This is a genomic window from Hyphomicrobium sp., assembly GCF_036262015.1.
GTDB lineage: Bacteria > Pseudomonadota > Alphaproteobacteria > Rhizobiales > Hyphomicrobiaceae > Hyphomicrobium_C.
Window position 1 is genome coordinate 1 of record NZ_DATAJR010000003.1, and the last position, 21,966, is coordinate 21,966.

A 21,966-nucleotide genomic window follows, 5' to 3' on the forward strand; every position below is an offset into this window, starting at 1 on the left:
CCGCGGCCGCCGCGCTTCTATTTTGAGCCGTTCCATCAGAGGCTTGGAGGATGTAGAGTGGGATCCCTCCATATTGATGTCGTCCCTCATAACTCCTGGATCCAGAATCTCCGTGCTCATCCGCGACGCCGTTCCGAGCGATGAACCGTCCTGGCGCAAGCTGTGGGCGGACTATGTTGCGTTCTATGAAGCCGAGGTGCCTGAAGAGGTCACGGCCAAGACCTGGGAGCGGCTGATCCGCAAGCAGGACGGGTTTTTCTGCCGGGTTGCCGAGACGTCGGGCGAGGTTTGCGGGTTCAGCCTATCGGTCCTGCATGCCGGCACCTGGACGACAGACCCGATCTGCTACCTGGAAGATCTGTTCGTCGATCCGGAGCACCGGGGTCGGGGGATCGGGGAGGCACTCATCCGGGATCTCGTGGCTCAGTGCAAAGCCAAGGGGTGGTCGCGTCTCTACTGGCACACGCGCGCCTCCAACACGACCGCACGTAGCGTTTACGATCGCTTTACCAGCGCCGACGATTTCGTTCGCTACCGGCTCGTTTTCTAAACGGGTTTGACCTTCTAGTGGGCTGACCGGAACGTCTCTTGCTACCTCCTCCCACATGCGTTGCCGGTGTGCCGCTCTGGCACGGCCGAAGGTGGGGACGAGATCCAAGATGACACGGACAGCTATGACGTCAGAGCCCAGGCTTGAGTGGGTCGATGTGGCCAAGGGGCTTTGCATCGTCCTCGTGGTGCTCATGCATTCCACGCTCGGCGTAGAGAAGGCGATCGGCGAGACCACCGCGCTGAACGCTTTCATCGAGTGGGCCCGCCCGTTTCGGATGCCGGACTTCTTTCTGATCTCGGGCTTGTTCCTGGCGGCTCGCATCGACCGGCCGTGGCGACAGTACCTCGATACCAAGGTCGTCCACTTCGCCTATTTCTACGTGCTCTGGCTGACGATCCAGTTCGCGCTCAAGGCGCCGGGCATGGTGGCCGAGAGCGGCGTCACGGCGACGTTCGCCGACTATCTGATGAGTTACCTCGTGCCGTTCGGGACGCTGTGGTTCATCTATCTCCTGATGATCTATTTCGTGGTCGCGAAGCTCCTGAAGCCCGCGCCCAAATGGCTTGTGCTCACGGGCGCGGCGGCACTGCATGTGTTCGCGCCGCATACCGACATCTTCATTCTCGACGAGTTCACGAACCGCTTCGTGTTCTTCTATTCGGGCTACGCCCTCGCGCCGCTTATCCTCGCGTTCGCCGAGCGGCTGCGCGCGGTTCCCGCCCTCCTGCTCTCGCTCGGACTGATCGTCTGGGCCGTCGTCAATGCGGCGGGCGTCAACACGGGACTGGCGCTGACGCACGGACCGGACCTCGTTTACTCGTATGTCGGTATCGGCGCCGTGATCGCGTTCAGCGTGCTCATGCGTCCGACGATCGTGGGCGATGTGCTGGCCTACTGCGGGCGCAATTCGATCGCCGTCTACCTCGCGTTCACAGTCTTCATGGGACCGGCACGCATCGTGCTCCTGAAACTCACGGGCGGCGAAGCCGCGGCAGCCGTTGCACTTGCCTCGGCATTCGCGGGCATTGCCGGCGCGTTGGCGTTGCAGTGGCTCGTCAAGGGTACGTGGGCCGGCTTCCTGTTCACGCGCCCCGCGACGTTCCGCTTGTCCACGCGGACTGCCAAGGCCGGACAGGTCGCTCAAGTTCAGCCGACGGCGGCCTAGGACCGCAACCCGGAGCCGGGCCGGAGCACTCAGAGAGGTGTTTCCGGCTCCTTCTTGGCCTCTTTCTCCAAGCGGTCGATGCGTTCCTTGAACTTCTTCATCATCCCTTCGACGTAGTCGAACATCTTGTCGACGTCCTGCTCGTTGGGAATGGGGAGGTCACCAGGAGGCGACGGAACGGCGTTGGCTGACGGCGGCTCGCCCGGCGCAGGCGCCTTTGCTGACGGAGCGCCGTCCCGAAGCTGCTTCTCTGCCTCTAGGGCGCGCTTCTCGCCCTCCAGCTCTTCGACACGCTTCTTCAACGCGCTTTCGGTCTCGGGCATGTCCTTGCAGGACCAGCTGCCTTCCTTCCCGCTGCAGAACGCCATTGCGCCCGTCTCGCGGTCAAGGCGGATCACACCTCCGTCAGTCGGGCTCATGGTGTAGCGGCCGGGGTCCTCAGCGGCCCACGCGGCACTACCCAAGACAGCGGCAAGCGAAGCCAGAACCCAAGGGCGGGGCGAGTTCAACACGGCACGTTCTCCATTGGTTGCAGAGCCTTGGGCTCCATTCTCAGAGTAGCAGGCAAATGTGACCGCGCGCGACTGGCCGGAGCGCCAAAAACGAATCACCCCGGCACAGAGGGCCATTCGGATGGCCCCGACACTGCCAAGCCCCACGGATTTCAGGCCGATTTCCCTGCCCGATGCAGGATTTAACTGAACATTTACTCGAGACTGCGAGCCTCGGTCTGTTCGGGTTTCTGCTTTGTGCCTCGTCTGACCCTCAATTGCGTTTCAGTCCGGCATGAACAGGCGGCATGACCGCCTCCATCCCAAGCGGGAGCGGCCGGTTGTGAGCGCCGCATAACACTGTGGGAACCGCGATGTTGCATACAGACCAGGATAGATGGTCGGCGCCTCAAAGCGCCGGTGGCTATGCCGGTACAGCCGGACTGCTCGGCGGCCGCCTGCACGAAATCGCGCGCGAAATTGAAGAAACGCAGCGCCGCCAAGGCGAAACGATGCAGCACATCGTCGAGCGCCTGCGGATCATTGACCAGGAGCGCCGAGACACACCGGCTGCCGCACAATACGCGACTTTGGACCAAGCCGGTGACGAGCCCTGGGACAGGGCCAGCGCGGAAGCGCTGATACGGAGCTACGAGACGAGCCAATCCGAAAACACTGGCGCGCCTGCCTTTGCCCCTGGAGCGCAGAGCGAGTGGCTCAGCGACGTTACGCATCGCATCAAGCGCACGCTGTCGGATCTCAAACGCGGCAACACCGTTGTGCTGCTCGAGGAACGACTCGATCAGTTCCAGCGTCACATCACATCCGCCCTCGAGGACGTCGTACGCCGCTCGGACGTGGAGGGGCTTCGCCTCATCGAAGCGCACGTCAACGATCTCGGCGACAAACTCGACGTTCTGGAGCGGCACGTTCAACGGCTCGACGCGGTCGAAGCCGACGTGCGCAACATCATGGATCAGGTGTCCGACGAGCGCATCGGGAAGCTGCTCGACTACGACAGCCGTTTTTCGGCCGATCTCGAAACGCTGGCCAAGCGCGTCGCCGAAGAAATGCACGCGCGTTTCGGCCATTCCGATGAGCGGAACAGCGAGGCGGAGCGCCGCCACGAGGAACTGCGCGCGCTGATCGAAGCGTCGATCCAGGACCGCCGCCAGGCCGAGGCCGAAGCGACGTCATTGGTCTCGGGCCTATCGGGCCGGATCAACGCGCAGTCGGATCGAAACGACGAAATGAAATCGTTGCTCGACCGGGCAATCGAGGAGCAGCGCCACCACGAGAAGACGGCGGTCGGCATGCTCGACACGCTGCAGCAGGCGCTCGTCGAAGTGCTCGACCGCCTCGACGCACTCGAGTCCCAGCAACGCATGATGGCTTGGCCTGTCGCCGACACGACCGCCGGGCTACACCATTTCATTCCCGCCAGCGAAGAAGCTACTCCGCCTCCGTTCACGGCGTCGACGGATGCGACGCCCAACGACTTCTCGAACATGCGTTTCGAGGACACCGTTCCCGCTCACGCCATCGATCTGCCGACTCCCGTCGAAATTCCGGCTGCGCTCGAAGAGCCTGTGCTTGTGGAAGACGGGAACGAGTCGCCCGTCGAGCGTCTGCGCCGCGATTTCATAGCCGACGCGCGGCGCGCGAAGATGAAGGCTGCCGCCAACCGCGCCGAAGCCGTTGCCGAAACCAAAGACACGCCGAAACGGTCCGGGATCGAAGCCGCGCGCGCCGCTTTAACCGAGGCTGCGCGCCTGCCGCTCACTCAGGGTTCGGGACGCCTTTTCGGTGCGTCACCCAAACTGCTTGCCGGCGCTCTGGCCCTCGTGGTCGCGATCAACGGCGGACTGTTGCTTCTCAATCGCAAGGGCGCGTCTCCTGCGCCGGAGATCACCATTCAGCATGAGCGCGCGCCCGGTGCGGCCGCCCAAGATCCCACGGCCGAAGCCGGCAAAGGCGAGAACCCGGATGCCCCGGCCATTGCTCCGAGCCAGTCCCGCTCGGATCTCCAGGACAACGGCACGGGCTTGGCAGAATTCGCCGCGCCCTCGGGTGAAGCGCAGCTGCCTCCCTACGGATACTCAGACGACGTCCTCAATCCTCCCGCGGCGGACTCCATCGATGGCGCAGCTCCGGCTTCCGCTCCGCGCGGAATGACGATTTCCAAGCCAGCCGGCTCTGTGACCGATGACGTCGTTGCAGATGTCTACCAGCAGCAGGTCCTGGCCAGCCTTTCTGGTAAGCTCGGAACGATCGCTGCCACGCAGTCGCCGGATGCCTTGATCCCGGAGCGTAGCGGCCGGATCGACACGGCTTATACGACGGCCAATGGCGAGGCAGAGGCGCTGAAGGGTGGCCAAGCGGGCGACAGTGCGCTCGATCTGCCGCCGGCTACGGTTGGACCGCTCTCGCTTCGGCTGGCCGCCGCCAGCGGCGACGCTTCCGCCGAGTTCGAGGTGGCGGCGCGTCTCGCTGAGGGCAAAGGCACCGATCAGAGCTTCGCTGAAGCGCTTCGCTGGTATCAGCGCTCGGCTGCCAAGGGCTTTGCGCAGGCCCAGTATCGGCTCGGTACGCTTTATGAGCGCGGGCTCGGCGTTTCCAAGGACGTCGGCCGGGCACGGGTCTGGTACAGCCGCGCGGCAGAGCAGGGCAACGTAAAATCGATGCACAATCTCGCCGTGCTCGCGGCAGGCGGCGACGCGGAGCCCGATTACCCGACAGCCATCCAATGGTTCGGAAAGGCTGCCGAGCACGGCCTTGCGGACAGCCAGTACAATCTCGGCGTTCTGCTCGAGAACGGGCTCGGAACCAAAGCCGACCGGGTGACCGCTTACAAATGGTACTCGCTCGCTGCCAAGACCGGCGATGCGGACGCCAAAGCTCGTCAGGACGCACTCAAGGCCGCGCTCAGCGCGAACGATCTCAAGAGCGCGGAAGGTCTGATCGGCGAATTCAAGCCGCTTGCGGCGATCCCGCTGGCGAACGATGCGCGCGCGGCCGGCGAAGATTGGAAAAAGCGCGTCAACAACGAAACGAACGGCTGACAGAGTCTCGCTCCGGCGGCGCGTGAGCGCCGTCACCCCCAATCGAGGTATTTCTGAAACACAGGTTGCGTTTGCCGCAACGCAATACTGGCACTCCGCGCGAAGGTCCAATACGATGGGCGCGCGGACCTCTCTCTTTCCCGCGCCGTTCGACGATACCGGCCAACGGGAGCGCCCCGGCAGCCGTCGACCGACGGCACCGAAGCCCCACCTGCATTACCCCGGCGTAATCCGACGCAATGCATATCTATCTGCCGATCGCCGAGATGAGCGCCAACGTGCTGCTGTTGCTCGGCATGGGCGGGGCCGTGGGCTTCCTCTCCGGGCTATTCGGCGTCGGCGGCGGGTTCCTGCTGACGCCGCTCCTGATCTTCTCGGGCATACCATCGGCCGTCGCGGTTGGGACGGGCGCGGCACAGATCGTGGCGTCATCAGTTTCCGGAGCCGTCGCGCAATACCGACGCAACAATGTCGACATCAAGATGGGCGTCGTGCTGCTCGCGGGCGGCGTCGTGGGCTCGGTGATCGGCGTGAAGATGGTCCGCATCCTGCGGCTCGCGGGGCAATTCGATCTCTTCGTCGCCCTCGCCTACGTCACCTTCCTCGGCGTCATCGGCGTCTTGATGCTGATCGAGAGCATCAATGCGATCCAGAGGGCGCGGAGCGGAAATCCTCGCGCTTTCCGGCAGTCCGGGCAGCACAGTTGGATTCACAAGCTGCCGTTCAAGATGCGGTTTCACCGCTCGAAACTCTACATCAGCGCCATCCCACCCATGATGATCGGCGCATTCGTCGGCTTTCTCGGTGCCATCATGGGGGCGGGCGGCGGATTCATCATGGTTCCTGCCATGATCTATCTCCTCCGCGTGCCGACCAACGTCGTGGTTGGCACATCCTTGTTTCAAATCGTGTTCGTCTCGGCGGTCACGACCGTCATGCAGTCGAGCGAAAACTTCAGCGTCGACATCGTTCTTGCGTTGCTGCTGATCGTCAGTGGCGTGATTGGCGCTCAGTTCGGCGCCGCCGCCGGCGCCCGCCTCAAGGGTGAGCAACTCCGCCTCCTGCTTGCTGCACTCGTGCTGCTCGTCTGCGGCCGCATCGCCTGGGATCTGGTGATCAAGCCTCCAGATCTGTTCAGCATTTCCAAGGCGTTGGGGGGGCCATGACGAGACTGTGCGCGCTCTTGCTGCGATCTCTGGCCCTCACGATCCTTGCCGGCGCGCTCCTGTGCTTCGCGACCTCGCTTCCTGCCAGCGCCCAGGATGCGGGCATCCCGGATTGGGGAAAGCCCTTGCGCAAAAACGTGCAGAACCCTCGCAACGCCACTCCCGCCGCACCTCCCGCGAAAAAAGGCGCCGAGCGGCCGCCAGCGAAGGGGGAACCGGCTGGCAAAGAAAACGTCGAAGCGGACGTGTCGTCGCGCACGATCGCCGTGACCTCCGGTTTCACAGGAACCGAGATCGTCGTCTTCGGCTCGGTGGTGAACAGCCGGCAACCCAGTGCCGAGGCTGGCTACTATGATGTGATTGTCGTGCTTGAAGGCATGCCGCTGCCCCTTACCGCCAGACGGAAGAGCAATGTTGCCGGGCTCTGGGTCAACACCGATATGGTGAGCTTCGAGAGCGCTCCCAGCTACTACGCGATCGTTTCGACGCGACCCATCGAGGAGATCGCGGATGAGGCCTTGCTGCAGAAGCACGCAATCGGCCTCGACTTCGTCCGCCTCGCACCCGCCGCGATATCGGTCATCGAAACGCAACCCACAGAACTCAAGGCCTACAAGGACGCCGTGATCCGGCTGAAGCAGAAGGAAGGGCTCTACCTCAAAGAGGATTATGCCGTGATCTTTATCGGCAAGAGCTTGTTCCGAAGCTCCATCGCGCTGCCGGCCAACGTCCCGCTCGGGCCGCTCACGGCGCGCGTCTACCTCTTCCGCGAGGGCGAACTGCTCAGCACCTTCCAGTCGCGTGTGCGGCTGGAGAGATCGGGTATCGAGCTCTGGCTGTACCAGTTCGCCATGGACCACCCGATCTCGTACGGTATTGCGGCGGTTCTGGCCGCCGTGCTTGCCGGTCTCCTAGCCTCGATGCCGTTCGGCCGCCGCGGCCCGGCGTAAGGCGCCTAGGGTCGTTCCGGTTTTAGTTGAGTCGAGGACCGACCCTAGTTCTTTGTTTTGTCGTGCTTCTTATCGGACATGGGTACTTGCATGTCTCCGCCATGACCCGGTTCCCACTTTTCCGGAAGCACTCAGCTCACGGGCTGAACAGCAGGATTGCGTAGACGGCGAACAGGGTCAGATGCATGAGGCCCTGAATCGGTGTCGTCCGGTGCCCAATTAGAGTCAGCATGTGAACGGCGAGCGTCAGAGCGAACAAGGCCGTGTCCATGGCCGAAAGGCCCATGACGACGGGTTTGCCTGTCAACGCACCGACAATCAAAACCGCGGGGACAGTCAAGCCGACGGTCGAGAGAAAGGCACCGAGGCACAGATTGATGACGCGTTGCATCTGGTCCGCCAGCGCGGCCCGAATGGCGGTCATCGACTCCGGCGTGAAGACGACGATGGCGATCAAAACACCACCGAGCGCAACAGGTGCGTGAGTAACCGCGATACCATGGTCGATAAGGATGGCAAGGTCGTGCGCCAACAGGACGATCGGGATCATGGCCGCGACGAGCAGAGCGGTGCGGATCGCAAGCGCCCGGCCGTCGCGCGAATGCCCAAGCTTCTCCGTTTTCTGAATGTCTTCCCTCTGCAAGGGAACCGACAGGCTGCCGACCGGGGGCTGCACGAAGAGGCGCCGGTAGGTCCGCGTCTGCATGACCAGGAACGCGCCGTACAGCAGCGCAACCACGACGGACACGGCGATGGCTTGCACCGTCGAGAACTTCCCACCACCCGTCGCGGTGTAGTTGGACAAGACCAGCGCGATACCCGTCAGCAGCGCGATCATCGACAGATAGGTTGCTGATCCCTGAGCGTTATACTCCTGCTCACCATAGCGCGCCCCGCCCAATAGCAGGCAGAGCCCCGTGACGAGGTTCAGGATGATCATCATAACCGAGAAGATCGCGTCGCGGCCGATGGTCGGATAGTCGCCCGGCCCGAGCATGATCGCGGCAATAAGGATCACTTCGATCAGCACGACGGACAACGTCAGGATCAAGGTGCCATAGGGTTCGCCCAATTGGTCAGCGAGATGATCCGCTTCGCGCACGACGCCGAACGCCGCCGTGATGATCGTGGCGAACAGCACGACGAAGCACACGATACCGACGAGCGGAGAGATCGGTTCCGCGAGCCAAGATCCACCGCCCAGCTGAAAAGCAATGACGGCGGCCCAGGCAACGGCAATCCGCAGTCCGGTGACCGGTTGGATGAGGTCGCGAAGTGAGGTGCTGGCGACTTGTTCGTTTGCGACGGATTGAGACGTCAGTGGCGTCATAGGCCCTCGTAGCGGGGCCGTCCCCTACGGATCGCCTGGCGCGGCGGGTCGTCCCACCGGGTCTGCGGCTTGAACTATCCGCAGAACTCATACGCTGAAAATAGCGTCAGCGCTGCCTATTTCAAACGCGTCCTCGGGTCGCCGTCACCGGGATGAGACAAAAAACTAAATAAACTCAATAGGTCGTTACGGACCAGGGAGGCGAACAGCCGCGGCGCTCAATCCTCTTTGAGAAGACGAGGCGCGATCGGGTAGAGGCCTTCTTGACCGAGGACGAGAACGGACAGCCCTTCATGCCCGAAGAGCGGGGCGAAGGCGTCATCGAGCACGTTCAATCCGCCCGCATAGGTGCCGAACGCCGGCATGACCAAGCGCTTGCCGTTACCGACGAAGCAAGGGCGGCGAATGACGTGCCCGTGGAACGAGACGCGCGCGGCGGGATGCAAGTGCCCCGCAACCTCGTGCGTCACCGGGCTCGTGGTCGGCTCGTGGCGGAAGGTGATCCCAGACACGGTGATCTCGTGCAGGATCTTGCCGCCGAAGCAGTCCGCAATGACCGGATCATGGTTGCCGTTGAGCCAGAGCCAGTCGCGGTCTTCCTGCAGAATTGACAGCGTTTCCCGGTCCACGGCGCTCATGCGTTCTGCGGCGCGGCTATCGTGGAAGCTGTCGCCGAGACACATGACGGTAGAGGCCGGATAGGCATCGAGCGTCGCGGCTAACCGTTGGAGGGTGGCCGCCGTGTCATAGGGCGGAAGCATGACGCCACGGACGGCGAAGGCCGAACCCTTTTCGAGATGCAAGTCGGCGACGATCAGAATGTCTTCGGAAGGCCAGTAGAGCGCGCCGGACACGTCGGCGACCAACGAGCGGCCGGACAGAGAAATCGGCTGTTGGCTGAACTCACCGACGTCGAGGCGCTCGGGCTTCAGTTCGAGCAACTGTGTCGTGCTTCTCACGTCCGTCCCCGTTGCCTTCGACAGTTCGCGTTGCCTCGGCGATCAGATCCTCTGCCGCTTCCCGCAGCAAATCCTCTCGCGCCAGCTGGCCAACCGGCTCCACGCCGATCTCAAGCAGGATCGGCACCGCGAGCGGCGAAACCCGATCTAATGCTTGATGCCTGATTCGGCCGCGTGCGCGCGCCAGGAATTGTCCGAGCCGAGCAATATCCAGAAGACCCGTGGCGGCATCTTCCCAGGCTGCTTCCAGCAGAATGTGGCCGGGATCATGGCGGCGCAGTACGTTGTAGACCAGATCGGTCGAAACGGTCACCTGGCGGCCACTCTTTTCGCGGCCAGGGTGACGGCGTTCAATCAGGCCCGCAATGACCGCCGCTGTCCGGAATGTGCGGCGCATCAGGCTGCTTTCGGCCAGCCAGGCCTCCAGGTCGTCGCCCAGCATGTCCTCGGCAAAAAGCTGGGCGAGGTCCAGGCTTCCGTTGGCGATGCGCTCAGAAAGATCTCCGAGGCCCCAGACCGCGAGGCCGTAGTCGTTGGCGACGAAGCCGAGCGGGCGAGTACCCTCGCGTTCGAGCCGGCGCGTCAGCAGCATTCCAAGTGTCTGATGCGCCAAGCGTCCCTCAAAGGGATAGGCGACGAGGAAGTGGCGGGAGCGGCGCGGAAACGTCTCGACCAGCACGTCGTCGGCGCCGGGGAGCTGGGAGTAGTCGAACTGCAGACCGAGCCATTCGGCTACGGGCGTCGGCAGGTCGCGCCAGCGGCTGCGGTCGGCCAGCATGGCACGCACGCGTTTCGCGAGATGTGTCGACAGCGGGAACTTGCCACCAGCATAGCTCGGGATCATGGCGTCCACGCCCGGCGCGCGTGTGACGTAGGCTTCCGTCTCCTCCATGCCCTCGAAACGCACGATCTCGCCCCCGAAGACGAAGGTCTGGCCGGGCGAAAGCTGCTCGATGAAGGACTCCTCGACCTCGCCCAGCACCTTGCCCCCCATCAAGGGACGCGGCGCGCCGGGCTTTCCGAGCTTTTTTCCGCGACGCTGGCCGACGAGGCGTACCTTGATCATCGGCGCCTCGACAATCGTGCCGGCGTTCATCCGGTACTGGCGGATGAACAACGGATGGGCCAAGCGCAACCGGCCATCGTCCGTGGGCCGCAGCTTGGCGAAGCGTTCATAGGATTTGAGGGCGTAGCCGCCGGTCGCCACGAACTCCACGACGCGATCGAAACGCGTGCGCGTCAGGCTGCTGTAGGGCGATGCGGATCGGACTTCCTCGAACAGCGCGTCGGGGCTGAATGGTCCATGGCAAGCCATTCCGAGCACGTGCTGGGCGAGCACATCGAGCGCTCCGGAGCGGAAAGTAACCGCATCCTGCTCGCCGGCCTTGGCCGCTTCGAGCGCGGCACGGCATTCCAGGACCTCGAAGCGGTTGGCCGGCACCAACAGCGCGGTCGAGGGTTCATCGAGACGATGATTGGCGCGGCCGATGCGCTGCATGAGGCGAGACGCACCTTTTGGCGCTCCGACGTTGACAACGAGGTCGACGTCGCCCCAGTCGATGCCGAGATCGAGGGTGGACGTCGCGACCACGGCGCGGAGCTTGCCCTCCGCCATGGCCGCCTCGACTTTCAGGCGCCGTGTCTTGTCGAGCGACCCGTGATGCAGGGCGATGGGCAGGGCCGCTTCGTTGATACGCCACAGCTCCTGGAATACCAGTTCGGCCTGCATGCGCGTGTTGACGAAAACCAGCGTGGTCTTGTGCGTTTCGATCGCGCGGTAGATGTCGTGGATGGCGTAACGGGCGGAATGTCCGCTCCAGGGCAACGGTGCCTCGATCTCAAGGATGTCGATCTCCGGATCCGCTCCGCCAGGCGCCACGACAAGGTCGCCCATGACCCGCATGAGATCGGGCGCGGACTGCGGAACGAGATAGCTCAACAGCTCGGACGGGCGCGCGACCGTGGCCGAGAGACCGAGCGACATGAGATCCGGCGCGAACGTTCGAAGGCGCGCGAGGCCGAGAGAGAGAAGATCGCCACGTTTCGATGGGGCGAGCGCGTGCAGCTCATCGAGGATGATCGTATCCAAGTCGCCGAAGACGTAGCCGGCGTCGGAACCGGACAGCATGAGGGCGACCTGCTCCGGCGTCGTGAGCAAAATTTGCGGCGGCTTCACGCGCTGACGAGACCGGCGTGCGACTGACGTGTCGCCCGTTCGCGTCTCGATGGAGATCTTGAGGCCCATTTCCGAGACGGGTGTGACGAGGTTGCGGGAGATGTCCTCGGCGAGTGCTTTCAGGGGGGAGATGTAGAGCGTCCGCAATCCCGAAGCCGATTTCGGACGCTTGTCCCCGGAAAGCGCAATCAGGGTCGGCAGGAACCCTGCGAGCGTTTTGCCTGCGCCGGTAGGCGCAACGAGCAGGGTCGAGCGGCGGGTGCGCGACTTTTCGACGAGGGCCAATTGGTGCGCCCGCGGCGCCCAGCCTCGCCGGGCAAACCAGTCCGCAAACGGCTTCGGAAGCTCGGCGGGCCCCTTATTCGCGGGCGCAGGGGCGCGCTTTTTTGTTTTTTCGGTTACGCCACGCACGCGTTGAGGCTTCCTTCGCACCCATCAATCACTATGCTAGATGGGGAACCCCGTTGCTCAGGGAAAGTCTATGGATCGTAACACGTTTTTTGGCGGCAACCCGCTCGGTGTCTTCATCCGTCTCGCGCTGATCTCGATAGTGGTCGGCATCGTGATGAAGGCGCTCGGCATTGATCTGGGGAATTTCTTCCAGCGCATCAACGAGCTGCTGCGGAACATCTACGATCTGGGCTTTGGTGCCGTCGAGTGGATCCTCGAATACATGCTGCTCGGCGCGCTGGTGGTTATCCCGGTCTGGCTCATTGCCCGGGTCGCCGGGGCCGCGCGTTCCCGCTCGGAGTGACCGAAGCTAGTCGAGTGGCTTTGCGGCCCATTCGGCGGCGCCTGTCCCGGTCAATTCGCCAATTGAGATGACGCTACGCTCTGCGCAGGTCTTGGCGAGATGGGTGTTGATGCGGCCGATCAGGCCGGGCCCCTCGTAGATCAGCCCGGTATAGAGCTGCAGCAGGGTCGCGCCGGCCTCGATCTTGGCGAGCGCCGCTTCGGGGCTATCGATGCCGCCGATACCGATCAGCGGGACCTTTCCGTCCGTCGCCTGATAGACGCGTGCGAGCATGGCCGTCGCCCGGTTGAACAAGGGGCGGCCGGACAGGCCGCCGGCCTCGCGCGCGTTTGCGTCGGAGAGTCCGGATCGCGCGAGCGTGGTGTTGGAGACCGCAATGCCGTCAACGCTATTGCGCGCGAGGGCCGCCACGATGGGTTCCACATCCTCCGGCGCGATATCCGGTGCAAGCTTCACGACGATGGGACGCTGCAGTGCGCCCATTGCCACCTTGGCGGCGCGCGCGGCCATGACGCGGCCTAAAAGTTCATCAAGCGCGTCGGGTGCCTGAAGATCACGCAGGCCGGGCGTGTTCGGCGAGGAAATATTGACGGTGAAATAGCTTGCGACGTCATAGAACGCGTCGATTCCGGCGACATAGTCCGCCGCGCGGTCCGAGGTGTCCTTGTTCGCACCGATGTTGACGCCGACGATGCCGCGCTTGGACCTCGCTTTGAGCCGCGCCAAGGCGGCCGCGTGTCCTGCATTGTTGAAGCCAAGCCGATTGATGACAGCGCGGTCCGGGACGAGGCGGAAGACGCGCGGCTGAGGATTTCCCGGTTGAGACCGTGGTGTCGTGGTGCCGATTTCCGCAAACCCGCAGCCGAGCCCGAGGATGGCATCGGGGACGCGCGCGTCCTTGTCGAACCCTGCGGCAATACCGATGGGATTAGGGAAACTCAGACCCAACGCCGTGACCTCGAGCGCGCGATCTCGTGCACTTGCGCAACGCGGATAGGCGCCGAGTTCGAGCGCGCGCAGGGTCACCTCATGCGCAACTTCGGGATCGAGCGCGAGCAGAAGCGGCCGCGCGAGGTCTGCCAGCGGCCCCATCATTTGAGAACGTCTCCCGGTACAACGGGCATACCGTCATCTGCGAGTGGGAGCGGCCTCTCCCAAAGCGCACGCGCTGTCGGCAATGGCGCATAAAGGTGCGGGAAGAGATCGCCACCACGCGACGGCTCCCACTTCAGCGCGTCACCCAATGCTGCTTCGTCGAACGCGACGATGACAAGATCTCGCTTGCCCTTGAAATACTTCGCTGCTGTTGCGACGACCTGGTGTGGCGCAGAAAAATGGATGAAGCCATCGCGCACATCGTCGGGCGAGCCGTAGTAATGGCCATCACGGCACGCGGACTGCCACGCTTCGCGTTCAAGAATTTTCAGTATCATGGCGCGGGCCTCGTGTGTCTCGTTTCACTCACCGCACTCGTTTGCGAGTCTCGCGGCATGGAACCTTACTTCTCGCGCGCCTTGACGCGCGCTAGATATATCTGCTCGTCTCCCGAGGTCTGTATCGTGTACACTTCTCACTACAGGGTCTGAGACGCTCACACATGAGCCGGCCAGAGACTTGATTGGGGCTAATAGCACGGGCTGCAGGGAACAAGTAAAACCTGAAATTTCACATTTCAAACGGCGATCCGACGGACGGTTTTCACGTCCTGCCTGTGGTTTGCGCCTCGGGATGGTGCGCCGTGTTTTCCGCGACACGTGAAGGCGAGGACGATCTAGGTGCACGAGGTTATTTCTGTTAGCGTCATACCCCTCAAGACTCTCTTTTCAGACGCCTTTCATTTCAGACTCCCTTACTTTCAACGCGCCTACGCGTGGCAAACCGCCGAGGTCGGACGGTTGCTGTCGGATATCACGGGCGCTATGGGCTCCGAGCAGGGGAAGCGCGGCTATTTCCTCGGCAAACTGATGGTGGCCAAAAAGAACGGAGGCGTGGACACCGCCCTCGTCGACGGCCATCAGCGCGTGATGTCGCTCACGCTGCTATTTGCCGTTCTGCGCGACCTCGAAAGCGATCCCGTTCTTCAAAGTACACTGAACGGCTTCATCCGCGGACGCGAGGTGAGGCTCAGCCCTCAGGACGCAATGGCTGAAACGTGCGAGCGTTTCGTTCAGGCTCCAGGCGCCACGCGCCTCGACCCGGAAGTCGACTACGACGCGCTGTCCGAGACCGAGCGCAACGTCATCGAAAATCGCAACTATCTGCGCACCGAGCTTTCGGGGGTGGAGTATACGCCCGACGTTCGCCGGGCTCTCATAACCTATCTTGCGGAGCACTGCTGCGTCATCGTCTCTGCCGTTGAGGACGAGGACGAGGCCTGGAGCTTCCTCAGGACGGAGGAAGAGACGCGAGTCGACTTCAGCAAATCGGACCGGGCAAAGTTCAGCCTTCTCTCAATCGCTCCGTCAAGCGAGCGGGCCGAATGCCAGAAAATCTGGGAGTATTGCGAGTCCATACTCGGCGCGACCGACATGCATGCGCTGCTTGGACATCTCAGAACGCTCAAAAAGCGGAAGTCGAGCGGCAAGCCGATCGAGATCGATATCGCTGAAGGCTACAGGTTCAATGCAGCGGGCGCAGGACTTGCTTTCCTCAGGGATAAACTGCGCCCTGCTGCGGAGCGCCTCGCGCAACTTCGCCAGACGGGAGATGGAGCGGGGACAGGCCCCCTCGGAGAGCGGACCGATCGATTGCGCTGGATCGATCCGCAACTCTGGATTCCGGCAGCTCTTCTTTGGCTCGAACGACATCACCCGGACTCGGACGAAACGCTGCTCTTTTTCAAGAAGCTGGAGCGGCTCGTCTGGATGATGAAAATCGCCGGCTTCGATCCGACGAAGCAGCACAACCGCATCATTCAGCTGCTCGGCGAGATTGATCGCGCGGGCGCGGTGTCGGCCATGCGAGAACTCGAAATGACGGCCGAATTGCGCACGAAGGCTATCGCGAACCTCCGAAGTCCGTCCTTCGACGCCAAGCATTTCGGAGGCCGCGTGCTGCGGCGGATCAGCGTTGCAATCGGGCAGGATCCGGGACCGATAGAGCGTGACACGCTGACGATCGAGCACATTCTGCCGCGTGCCTTCAGTCCGACCAGCGGCTGGCGCGTGCACTTTCCGTCTCCGCAATCCGTCAAGCAGTACTCACACCGCCTCGGAAACCTCACCCTTCTCTCTCCCGCCGAGAACCAGAAGGCGGACACACTCGACTGGCGCGAGAAGAAACCGATCCTTGGACGCTCGACTTTCGTCCTCTCGCGACGCGCGGCCGAGGCCACAGACTGGCCCCCCGCTCAGATCCTCGGGCGAACCGAGGAACTGATCGGCGTCCTGTTCAAGGACTGGGAGATCAAATTCTAAGCTTGCGGCGCCGCGGCCTTGGGGTCGGCAGCGACAAGATCACCCCTGAGCGCAGCGGCGATCAGAGCGCGCGTTTCGTCGATACCATAAAGCGCGATGAACGAACCGAACCGCGGGCCTTTGCTCTCGCCGAGCAGGATCTCATAGATGCTGTTGAACCAAGCATTCGAGACGCCGGGCCTCTCCGGCGTGGCGCCTTTGGCAGCGAAGTCCTGATAGCGCGGGACGGTACGCCCCACGTCGTAAAGGACGGTCTGCAGCTCCTCTGCCGTGGCACCGCGCGGAGCTTTGGCAAGAGCCTCCGACAGTGCTTCGAGCGCCGCCCGCTCGACATCGTCGGGTGCGCGATGGCGCTTCTTGGTCTTGATGAAATCGGCGTAGTAGCGGACGGCATAGCCCGCAAGCTGATCGAGCAGCGGAAACGCTTCCGGGCTCGCATTCGGAATATGCCGCTTAATGAAGCCCCAAAGCACGGACTTGTCTTCCGCATTGGAGGCGGCGACCAGATTGAGCAGCAGAGCGAATGTGATCGGAACCTCGCCCACGGGCGGCATTCCGGCGTGGATATGCCAGACCGCGTTGTCGAGGCGGACCTTGCCCTCCTGGCGCGGATAGGCGGCAAGGAGCTGAAGGTATTCGTCCACGGCCCGTGGGATGACGTCGAAGTACAGTTTCTTCGCCGCCCGCGGCTTCTGAAACATGAACAGCGCGAGACTTTCGGGCGACGCATAGGTCAGCCACTCATCGATGGTCAGGCCATTGCCCTTTGACTTCGAGATCTTCTCGCCGTTCTCATCGAGGAACAGCTCGTAGACGTAGTGCTCAGGCGCGACGCCGCCCAAGATCTCGCAGATCTTGTCGTAGATCGGTGCGTTCGTCTGGTGATCCTTGCCGAACATCTCGAAGTCGACGCCGAGCGCGGCCCAGCGCATGCCGAAATCGGGCTTCCACTGCAGCTTTACGCGGCCGCCGGTGACGGGAAGGGTGACGTCCGTTCCGTCCTCGTCGGCAAAGGTGATCGTTCCGGCCTTGGCATCGACCTTCTTCATCGGCACGTAGAGAACGCGGCCGCTCGTCGGTGAAATCGGGAGGAACGGGCTGTAGGTCTCCTGCCGTTCGGCCCCGAGGGTCGGCAGCATCACAGCCATGATGTCGTCGTAGCGCTCGACGGCCCGGAGCAGCACCTCATCGAAACGGCCGGATTTGTAGTAGTCGGTGGCGCTCGCGAACTCGTAGTCGAAGCCGAAGGTATCGAGGAAGCGACGCAACATGGCGTTGTTGTGGTCGCCGAAGCTCTTGTAGTTGCCGCCGAAGGGATTGGGTACCGACGTCAGCGGCATCTGCATGTAGGGTTCGAGAGCGGCGCGATCCGGCACGTTTTCCGGAATCTTACGCATGCCATCCATATCATCGGAGAAGCAGAGCAGACGCGTCTTGATCTTGCCACCCGTCAGCACCTCGAAGGCGTGACGCACCATGGTCGTGCGCGCCACCTCGCCGAAGGTGCCGATGTGCGGCAAGCCGGAGGGGCCGTAGCCCGTCTCGAACAACACGGTCTCGTTGCCGCCCTTCCTCTTCTCGATGCGCTTGATGAGACGGCGCGCTTCCTCGAATGGCCAAGCCCTTGCTTCGCCAAGGGCGGCTAGCATGGAGTCGACGGCAGCTTCTGACATGGCTTTTGGCTTTCGCGGCGTGGCAAATCACATGAGTGGGCGCAACCTATGAGGCGCGGGGAAGCCCGTCAATTCTGGAGACGAACCCTCAGGCCGGCGTCTGGGCACGACGCGGACGGAACAAGCGGCGGAGCATAAGGAGGAGCATGACTGCGAAAAGTCCGAGCGCGACCACGACGAGCGGATGCTTCTCCCACATCAGGATGGGCGAAACCTCGCCCTCCCAGGCGGCCTTCGCATCGGCAACGATCAGCTCGGGGCCGCCGCTGCCGTCGCGGAGCATCATGTCCACGGCCCGCGCCTGATCGCCGCTGGCCAGGATCGCTTCGCGAACGCGGGGCGTTGCGATGCTCTGCATCTTGCTGGGCGTCGCCGCGACCGCGGCCAACACTCGGGCGCGCGGTTCCGGCTGCAAGCCTTCCAGGTAACGCGACAAAGTCGCAAGCTCGGCTTCCGAGAAGCTGCGCGCAAGGCGTTTCAGATCTTCGGAACCAAGACCCAAAAGGCGATCCCGCGCCTCCGGGGGCAGACCGGCCAAGCGCGTGATCGCGACGTGGTCGTCCAGGGCCAGCAACTTGGTAAGCGTCGCGCGCGTAAAGCCCTGCGGCGACGAACGGCGATAGATCTCGTGCTCGAGGACTTTCGGAAGCTGATCGCCAGCGAGCGCGAACCAGCCAAGCGCGGCATCGATCGATCGCGTGTCGCGCGCAATCGTCATGGCGGGTTCGGGCAAGAAGCGAACGGCCTCGTTCAGCGTACCGTCATTGAGCCGCTTGAGAACGCCCTGCTCGCCGTCGGATGCCATGGCCAGCGCGACCACCTCGTCGAGGCGCGGGAGTTGTTCGGGCTTCACCGTGTCGAGGAAGCTGCGGAATGCCTCGTTCTTCTCCGCGAGTTCGAGGGCTTTCTGGTGGGCATTCCGGAAGGTGCGCCAAATCTCAATCACGCGATCGGCTGCCTTCGCGGCAATCTCATTCAGATGCGCCGCGATCTGCTCGCTTATTGTCTTCGCGAGCTCGTCCTTCACCATGGTCTTGGTCGTGTCGGATTTCATCTCCTCGGCGATGATCGGGAGCACACCGTTCCTGAGCTCCCAGATATCCTTGGCGACAAGGACCAGGCCGACGCCACCTGCAGCAACCGACACCAGGCGGGCGAGGACGCTGCCAGCGAGGCGCTGGCCAATGCGGGCCGCGATGTTCGCAAGCTGACGGCGCATCAGGAGGATCGCCGCGCCCGCAATCCCTTCGCTCGAATGCTGGATCACCGAGCCGGAAGAGACGGAGGCCTTCCCCGCGACGCCCTCCAAGCCAAAGTCGCGCTCCACGTCGGCGGTGACCACGCCAGCGACCGTCGTGCCGTAGCGGCCACCGAGAAATGCGCGGAGGCATTCAAGCGACGGACCGACTGCATCCTTGCTCGCAATCTCGAGCGTGCGCCCAATTTCGTTGCCGACGCCGGTCGCTAAGCTCTCGATCGCCGTCTTCATGGCGTCGGATTTGTAGACGCGCTCCGCGACCGCCGTTGAGATTTCCTGTGCTTTCTCGGAATTGATCAGCGACTGCGCAAGGCCGGCCCAACTCGTCTCGCTGCGCACTTCCTCTATGGCGAGATCCACCCGCTTGGAGAGCAGATCGTCCATGCCGAGGCGGCGCCATTGGGTATCGACAGCAGCCCGGTAGTCGAAGGTCTTCACGCCGGATTCGAGCGCCTTGAGCGACAGACTTTCGATGGAGCGCCGAAAGGCTTGCTCGTCACCGGACTGACAAGCCTCATAGTCGGCCCGCGTCATTGGGGGAGCGGCGAAGGCAGGTAGCGCCGTCTGCGCGGTAAGCGTGAGGGCGAGAAGCGCCGAGACGGCGGGGCGCAGAAAACCAGACAACGACAAACTCCGAGCCTGCGCCGCGGGCGTTGCCTCCGACTGCTGGTCGGGCGGCGCGCCGATCCTCGTTCACTATACGCGTGCCCCTCACAGCCGCCAGTGACATTTCGGACACTTTGTTGCCCTGTGGCCAGACCGTCCGGGATCTGACTGCAACGCTAGCGCGCGAAAAAATCACATCCGGGAGATTCCAAACCCCAGTGCGGCAATCTGACCATCCGGTTATCTACCCGTCTATTATCCCCCTCTATTCGGACAAGAAAATAATTGCTGCGGGCCGTTAATATAATCGAATAACGATACAACGTCGGCAAATCATCAGCATGCATTTTTCATACGGTCACAATTCTGCCTCACCCAACCCGGACTAGCGCCGGGCGAGGCTGGTACCCATTTGCATACCTCAGAGCTCGCGTGAGATATCACGCGAGTGATCTGATACAAGTTTCGGCTGCAATAGACTTATTTACCTTGCGACCGATAGCCCTATAGGCAACTGCGGCTCGAGAGTTGCAGGTAGGGGCCACGAGCGGCGGTTTGATCGGCACGACGCAAGGGGTATCGCGGATGGAAGCATCGACCTCAGCTCGGAAGGGGCATCCCATTAGCGAAAAATTTCCGGTTTGGCCGGTCATAGAAGTTGAAGGGCGTGACCTGGCAAAAGACGTCTGCGTCTAAAGGGTCATCACAACGCCAATAAATGCGGCACGACGAGGATGCCAACGAACTGCTAGCAAGCTCAGATTAATTGGAATGCCCATTCGTGACTTGGCATTTCCGAATTAATGGGCTTTATTCACTTTGACTGGTAACAGCGAGTTAACCTAACCGCATGAACAAAAAAGAAAAAATCAATGCCTTCCGCGGCAGCCTCGTTATCCCGGGTGGCAGGGTCGGCGTCCTTCTCGCGCATAGCCTCGGGGGAAATCCGGTCGAATTGAGGTTTGTTGCGCAGGGACTTGCTCGCCAGGGTTACACTGTTTACTGCCCGCTCATCCCCGGCCTGGGAGGCAATACCGATACGTTAGGTCTCTCGTCGTGGCAGGATTGGTATGCCGCTTTCGAAACCGCGCACGACGAACTCAAGGCTCATTGCGATGTCGTGGTCGTCGGCGGACTTTCGGCAGGATCCATGCTCGCACTCAGGCTCGCTCGTGAGCGCGCCAACGATGTTCATGGCTTGCTGCTGTTTGCGCCGACCATCTGGCCGAACGGCTGGGCCATTCCGCTGCACTTCAACCTGTTCGCACTCGTCTATCACAAGTGGGTCGCCTCGCTGATGCGGCTGCGCCAACGCGCGCCCTATGGCATCAAGGACGAGCGGATTCGCAACTTCGTGATCGAGTCCTTCAAGAGCGAGGGCCGGCCGCTTGAAGATCTCTTCGGCCGTGGCGGCGGACTTGTTTGGGAGTTCAAGTCTCTTGCACGTGACGTTCGCCGCCGCCTTGGCGAGATCACGCAACATGCGGCGATCTTCCATCCGCGCGAGGACGACCAAAGCGACATCTCCAACGCTTTCAAGCTGCAGCGCAAGCTCGCCGGCGTGGTGGAGATGACGGTGCTCGACGACAGCTATCATATGGTGACGCTCGACCGGCAGCGCTCGGTTGTCGTAGAGCGCACGGTCGAATTCGTGCAGCGCCTCACACAGAAAATCGAAGAGAAGGCCGCAGTTTCGCGCCTCATCAAAAACAAAGGCATCGCCGAATAGCTTGTTCGTTTTTGGCGATCGTTGAAAATGAAAAGGCCGGGCATATCGCCCGGCCTTTTCGCGTTATTCGGTCCGATTTCTTTGGCTCAGGCTGGCGGCGGAGCGCCTTCGCAACGCTGAAGATCGGGCGGAGCTTTCGTCCAGGTGAAAGACTTGCCGAGCATCTTCATGCCGAGATAGCCGGTCACGACGAGCTTGTCTGCCTGCGCCAACTTGATCGCCGAGCTGTAAGTCTTGCCGGTTTTCGGATCGTAGATCTGGCCGCCGTCAAAGGTTCCGTCTGACATCAGGCCGAGCCCCCACAGGACAGGGAGACCGCAGATCGGGCGCGCTTGCTGCTCCGGTTTCGGGTTGTAGCGATCGTGCTTCGGCACGCCTTCGGCGTTCAGGGGCTCCTTCAGCCAGACGATCCGGCCGCACAGGCGGTTTGGATTGTCCGCACAAATATAGATTTCGACGGCGCCTTGGGCGCTGTCGTCGTACCATACTCCGATTTCGGGGCGCGCAGCGGACCCCTCCGAAGCAAGGGCAACGAGACCGACGACAAGTGCCGGTACAAACCGGGCGGCAGAGCCCACAAGGGCGAAGACTCTCTCGATCATAAGGAACCTGATGGCTGTCTGGATGCTTCAAGAAAGGCGTCTGCGGGCAAGCGGTGTCCCTTCGCCGCAGCACGCC

At 62.5% G+C, this 21,966-nt stretch carries 17 protein-coding genes; 8 read left to right on the forward strand and 9 right to left on the reverse strand.

All coding sequences use genetic code 11. The features are described 5' to 3' along the window. The first annotated feature begins 112 nt into the window (after positions 1–112). On the forward strand, positions 113–550 hold the full coding sequence (locus VHO05_RS00650) for a GNAT family N-acetyltransferase (RefSeq protein ID WP_329644676.1): 438 nt from the start codon (positions 113–115) through the stop codon (positions 548–550). A 109-nt stretch (positions 551–659) separates the two neighbouring features. Then, positions 660–1,718 (forward strand): acyltransferase family protein, encoded by a 1,059-nt coding sequence (locus tag VHO05_RS00655; RefSeq protein WP_329644677.1) that lies wholly within the window; start codon positions 660–662, stop codon positions 1,716–1,718. Positions 1,719–1,747: 29 nt separating this feature from the next. Here the strand turns inward: VHO05_RS00655 and VHO05_RS00660 are convergent, their stop codons facing one another. Beyond that, positions 1,748–2,230 carry a hypothetical protein gene (locus tag VHO05_RS00660; protein WP_329644678.1) on the reverse strand — a complete coding sequence of 161 codons (483 nt, stop codon included), beginning with the start codon at positions 2,228–2,230 and terminating at the stop codon, positions 1,748–1,750. Between the two features lie 353 nt (positions 2,231–2,583). On the opposite strand from VHO05_RS00660, the gene VHO05_RS00665 reads away from it, so the two are divergent. From VHO05_RS00665 to VHO05_RS00675, 3 genes are all read left to right on the forward strand, one after another. Next, a complete protein-coding gene (locus VHO05_RS00665) occupies positions 2,584–5,271 on the forward strand; it encodes a hypothetical protein (protein WP_329644679.1) in 2,688 nt (895 codons plus the stop codon). Between the two features lie 239 nt (positions 5,272–5,510). Continuing rightward, positions 5,511–6,437, forward strand: coding sequence for a sulfite exporter TauE/SafE family protein (locus VHO05_RS00670; RefSeq protein WP_329644680.1), 927 nt, complete (start codon positions 5,511–5,513; stop codon positions 6,435–6,437). After that, the gene (locus tag VHO05_RS00675; RefSeq protein ID WP_329644681.1) at positions 6,434–7,387 is read left to right on the forward strand and encodes a TIGR02186 family protein; all 954 of its coding nucleotides are present in this window, start codon (positions 6,434–6,436) and stop codon (positions 7,385–7,387) included. Before VHO05_RS00670 ends, VHO05_RS00675 begins: the two co-directional genes overlap by 4 nt. Positions 7,388–7,523: 136 nt before the next feature. On the opposite strand, the gene VHO05_RS00680 is transcribed toward VHO05_RS00675, so the two are convergent. The 3 genes from VHO05_RS00680 to VHO05_RS00690 form a co-directional block, all read right to left on the reverse strand. Further along, positions 7,524–8,717: a calcium:proton antiporter gene (locus tag VHO05_RS00680; RefSeq protein ID WP_329644682.1), complete on the reverse strand. Its 1,194-nt coding sequence runs from the start codon at positions 8,715–8,717 to the stop codon at positions 7,524–7,526. Between the two features lie 218 nt (positions 8,718–8,935). Continuing rightward, complete coding sequence (gene pdeM, locus VHO05_RS00685) at positions 8,936–9,676, reverse strand: ligase-associated DNA damage response endonuclease PdeM (protein ID WP_329644683.1); 741 nt, start codon at positions 9,674–9,676, stop codon at positions 8,936–8,938. Then, complete coding sequence (locus tag VHO05_RS00690; protein ID WP_329644684.1) at positions 9,621–12,263, reverse strand: ligase-associated DNA damage response DEXH box helicase; 2,643 nt, start codon at positions 12,261–12,263, stop codon at positions 9,621–9,623. The genes pdeM and VHO05_RS00690 overlap by 56 nt, the downstream gene beginning before the upstream one ends. A gap of 70 nt (positions 12,264–12,333) precedes the next feature. Here VHO05_RS00690 and VHO05_RS00695 point away from each other — a divergent pair, with 70 nt between their 5' ends. Next, positions 12,334–12,606 (forward strand): DUF6460 domain-containing protein, encoded by a 273-nt coding sequence (locus tag VHO05_RS00695; protein WP_329644685.1) that lies wholly within the window; start codon positions 12,334–12,336, stop codon positions 12,604–12,606. A 6-nt stretch (positions 12,607–12,612) separates the two neighbouring features. Here the strand turns inward: VHO05_RS00695 and VHO05_RS00700 are convergent, their stop codons facing one another. Both VHO05_RS00700 and VHO05_RS00705 read right to left on the reverse strand, forming a co-directional pair. Next, positions 12,613–13,701 carry a quinone-dependent dihydroorotate dehydrogenase gene (locus tag VHO05_RS00700; RefSeq protein WP_329644686.1) on the reverse strand — a complete coding sequence of 363 codons (1,089 nt, stop codon included), beginning with the start codon at positions 13,699–13,701 and terminating at the stop codon, positions 12,613–12,615. Next, on the reverse strand, positions 13,698–14,039 hold the full coding sequence (locus VHO05_RS00705) for a DUF952 domain-containing protein (protein WP_329644687.1): 342 nt from the start codon (positions 14,037–14,039) through the stop codon (positions 13,698–13,700). The genes VHO05_RS00700 and VHO05_RS00705 overlap by 4 nt, the downstream gene beginning before the upstream one ends. 342 nt (positions 14,040–14,381) lie before the next feature. On the opposite strand from VHO05_RS00705, the gene VHO05_RS00710 reads away from it, so the two are divergent. Continuing rightward, a complete protein-coding gene (locus VHO05_RS00710; RefSeq protein ID WP_329644688.1) occupies positions 14,382–16,022 on the forward strand; it encodes a DUF262 domain-containing HNH endonuclease family protein in 1,641 nt (546 codons plus the stop codon). Here VHO05_RS00710 and VHO05_RS00715 read toward each other — a convergent pair. Then, positions 16,019–17,695 (reverse strand): lysine--tRNA ligase, encoded by a 1,677-nt coding sequence (locus VHO05_RS00715; RefSeq protein WP_329644689.1) that lies wholly within the window; start codon positions 17,693–17,695, stop codon positions 16,019–16,021. The two genes, VHO05_RS00710 and VHO05_RS00715, sit on opposite strands and share 4 nt — an antisense overlap. Before the next feature lie 88 nt (positions 17,696–17,783). Then, positions 17,784–19,577: a hypothetical protein gene (locus VHO05_RS00720; RefSeq protein WP_329644690.1), complete on the reverse strand. Its 1,794-nt coding sequence runs from the start codon at positions 19,575–19,577 to the stop codon at positions 17,784–17,786. Between the two features lie 832 nt (positions 19,578–20,409). Here VHO05_RS00720 and VHO05_RS00725 point away from each other — a divergent pair. Beyond that, positions 20,410–21,288, forward strand: coding sequence for an alpha/beta hydrolase (locus tag VHO05_RS00725; RefSeq protein ID WP_329644691.1), 879 nt, complete (start codon positions 20,410–20,412; stop codon positions 21,286–21,288). An 86-nt stretch (positions 21,289–21,374) separates the two neighbouring features. On the opposite strand, the gene VHO05_RS00730 is transcribed toward VHO05_RS00725, so the two are convergent. Continuing rightward, entirely contained in the window at positions 21,375–21,890 is a 516-nt protein-coding gene (locus tag VHO05_RS00730; protein WP_329644692.1) for a DUF2147 domain-containing protein, read from the reverse strand. Positions 21,891–21,966: the final 76 nt, after the last annotated feature.

Coding starts and splice junctions, on each gene's coding strand:
- VHO05_RS00700 (WP_329644686.1), bottom strand. CDS start 13,701: ATGATGGGGCCGCTGGCAGACCTCGCGCGGCCGCTTCTGCTCGCGCTC.
- VHO05_RS00655 (WP_329644677.1), top strand. CDS start 660: ATGACACGGACAGCTATGACGTCAGAGCCCAGGCTTGAGTGGGTCGAT.
- VHO05_RS00725 (WP_329644691.1), top strand. CDS start 20,410: ATGAACAAAAAAGAAAAAATCAATGCCTTCCGCGGCAGCCTCGTTATC.
- VHO05_RS00715 (WP_329644689.1), bottom strand. CDS start 17,695: ATGTCAGAAGCTGCCGTCGACTCCATGCTAGCCGCCCTTGGCGAAGCA.
- VHO05_RS00670 (WP_329644680.1), top strand. CDS start 5,511: ATGCATATCTATCTGCCGATCGCCGAGATGAGCGCCAACGTGCTGCTG.
- VHO05_RS00675 (WP_329644681.1), top strand. CDS start 6,434: ATGACGAGACTGTGCGCGCTCTTGCTGCGATCTCTGGCCCTCACGATC.
- VHO05_RS00695 (WP_329644685.1), top strand. CDS start 12,334: ATGGATCGTAACACGTTTTTTGGCGGCAACCCGCTCGGTGTCTTCATC.
- VHO05_RS00730 (WP_329644692.1), bottom strand. CDS start 21,890: ATGATCGAGAGAGTCTTCGCCCTTGTGGGCTCTGCCGCCCGGTTTGTA.
- VHO05_RS00705 (WP_329644687.1), bottom strand. CDS start 14,039: ATGATACTGAAAATTCTTGAACGCGAAGCGTGGCAGTCCGCGTGCCGT.
- VHO05_RS00665 (WP_329644679.1), top strand. CDS start 2,584: ATGTTGCATACAGACCAGGATAGATGGTCGGCGCCTCAAAGCGCCGGT.
- VHO05_RS00680 (WP_329644682.1), bottom strand. CDS start 8,717: ATGACGCCACTGACGTCTCAATCCGTCGCAAACGAACAAGTCGCCAGC.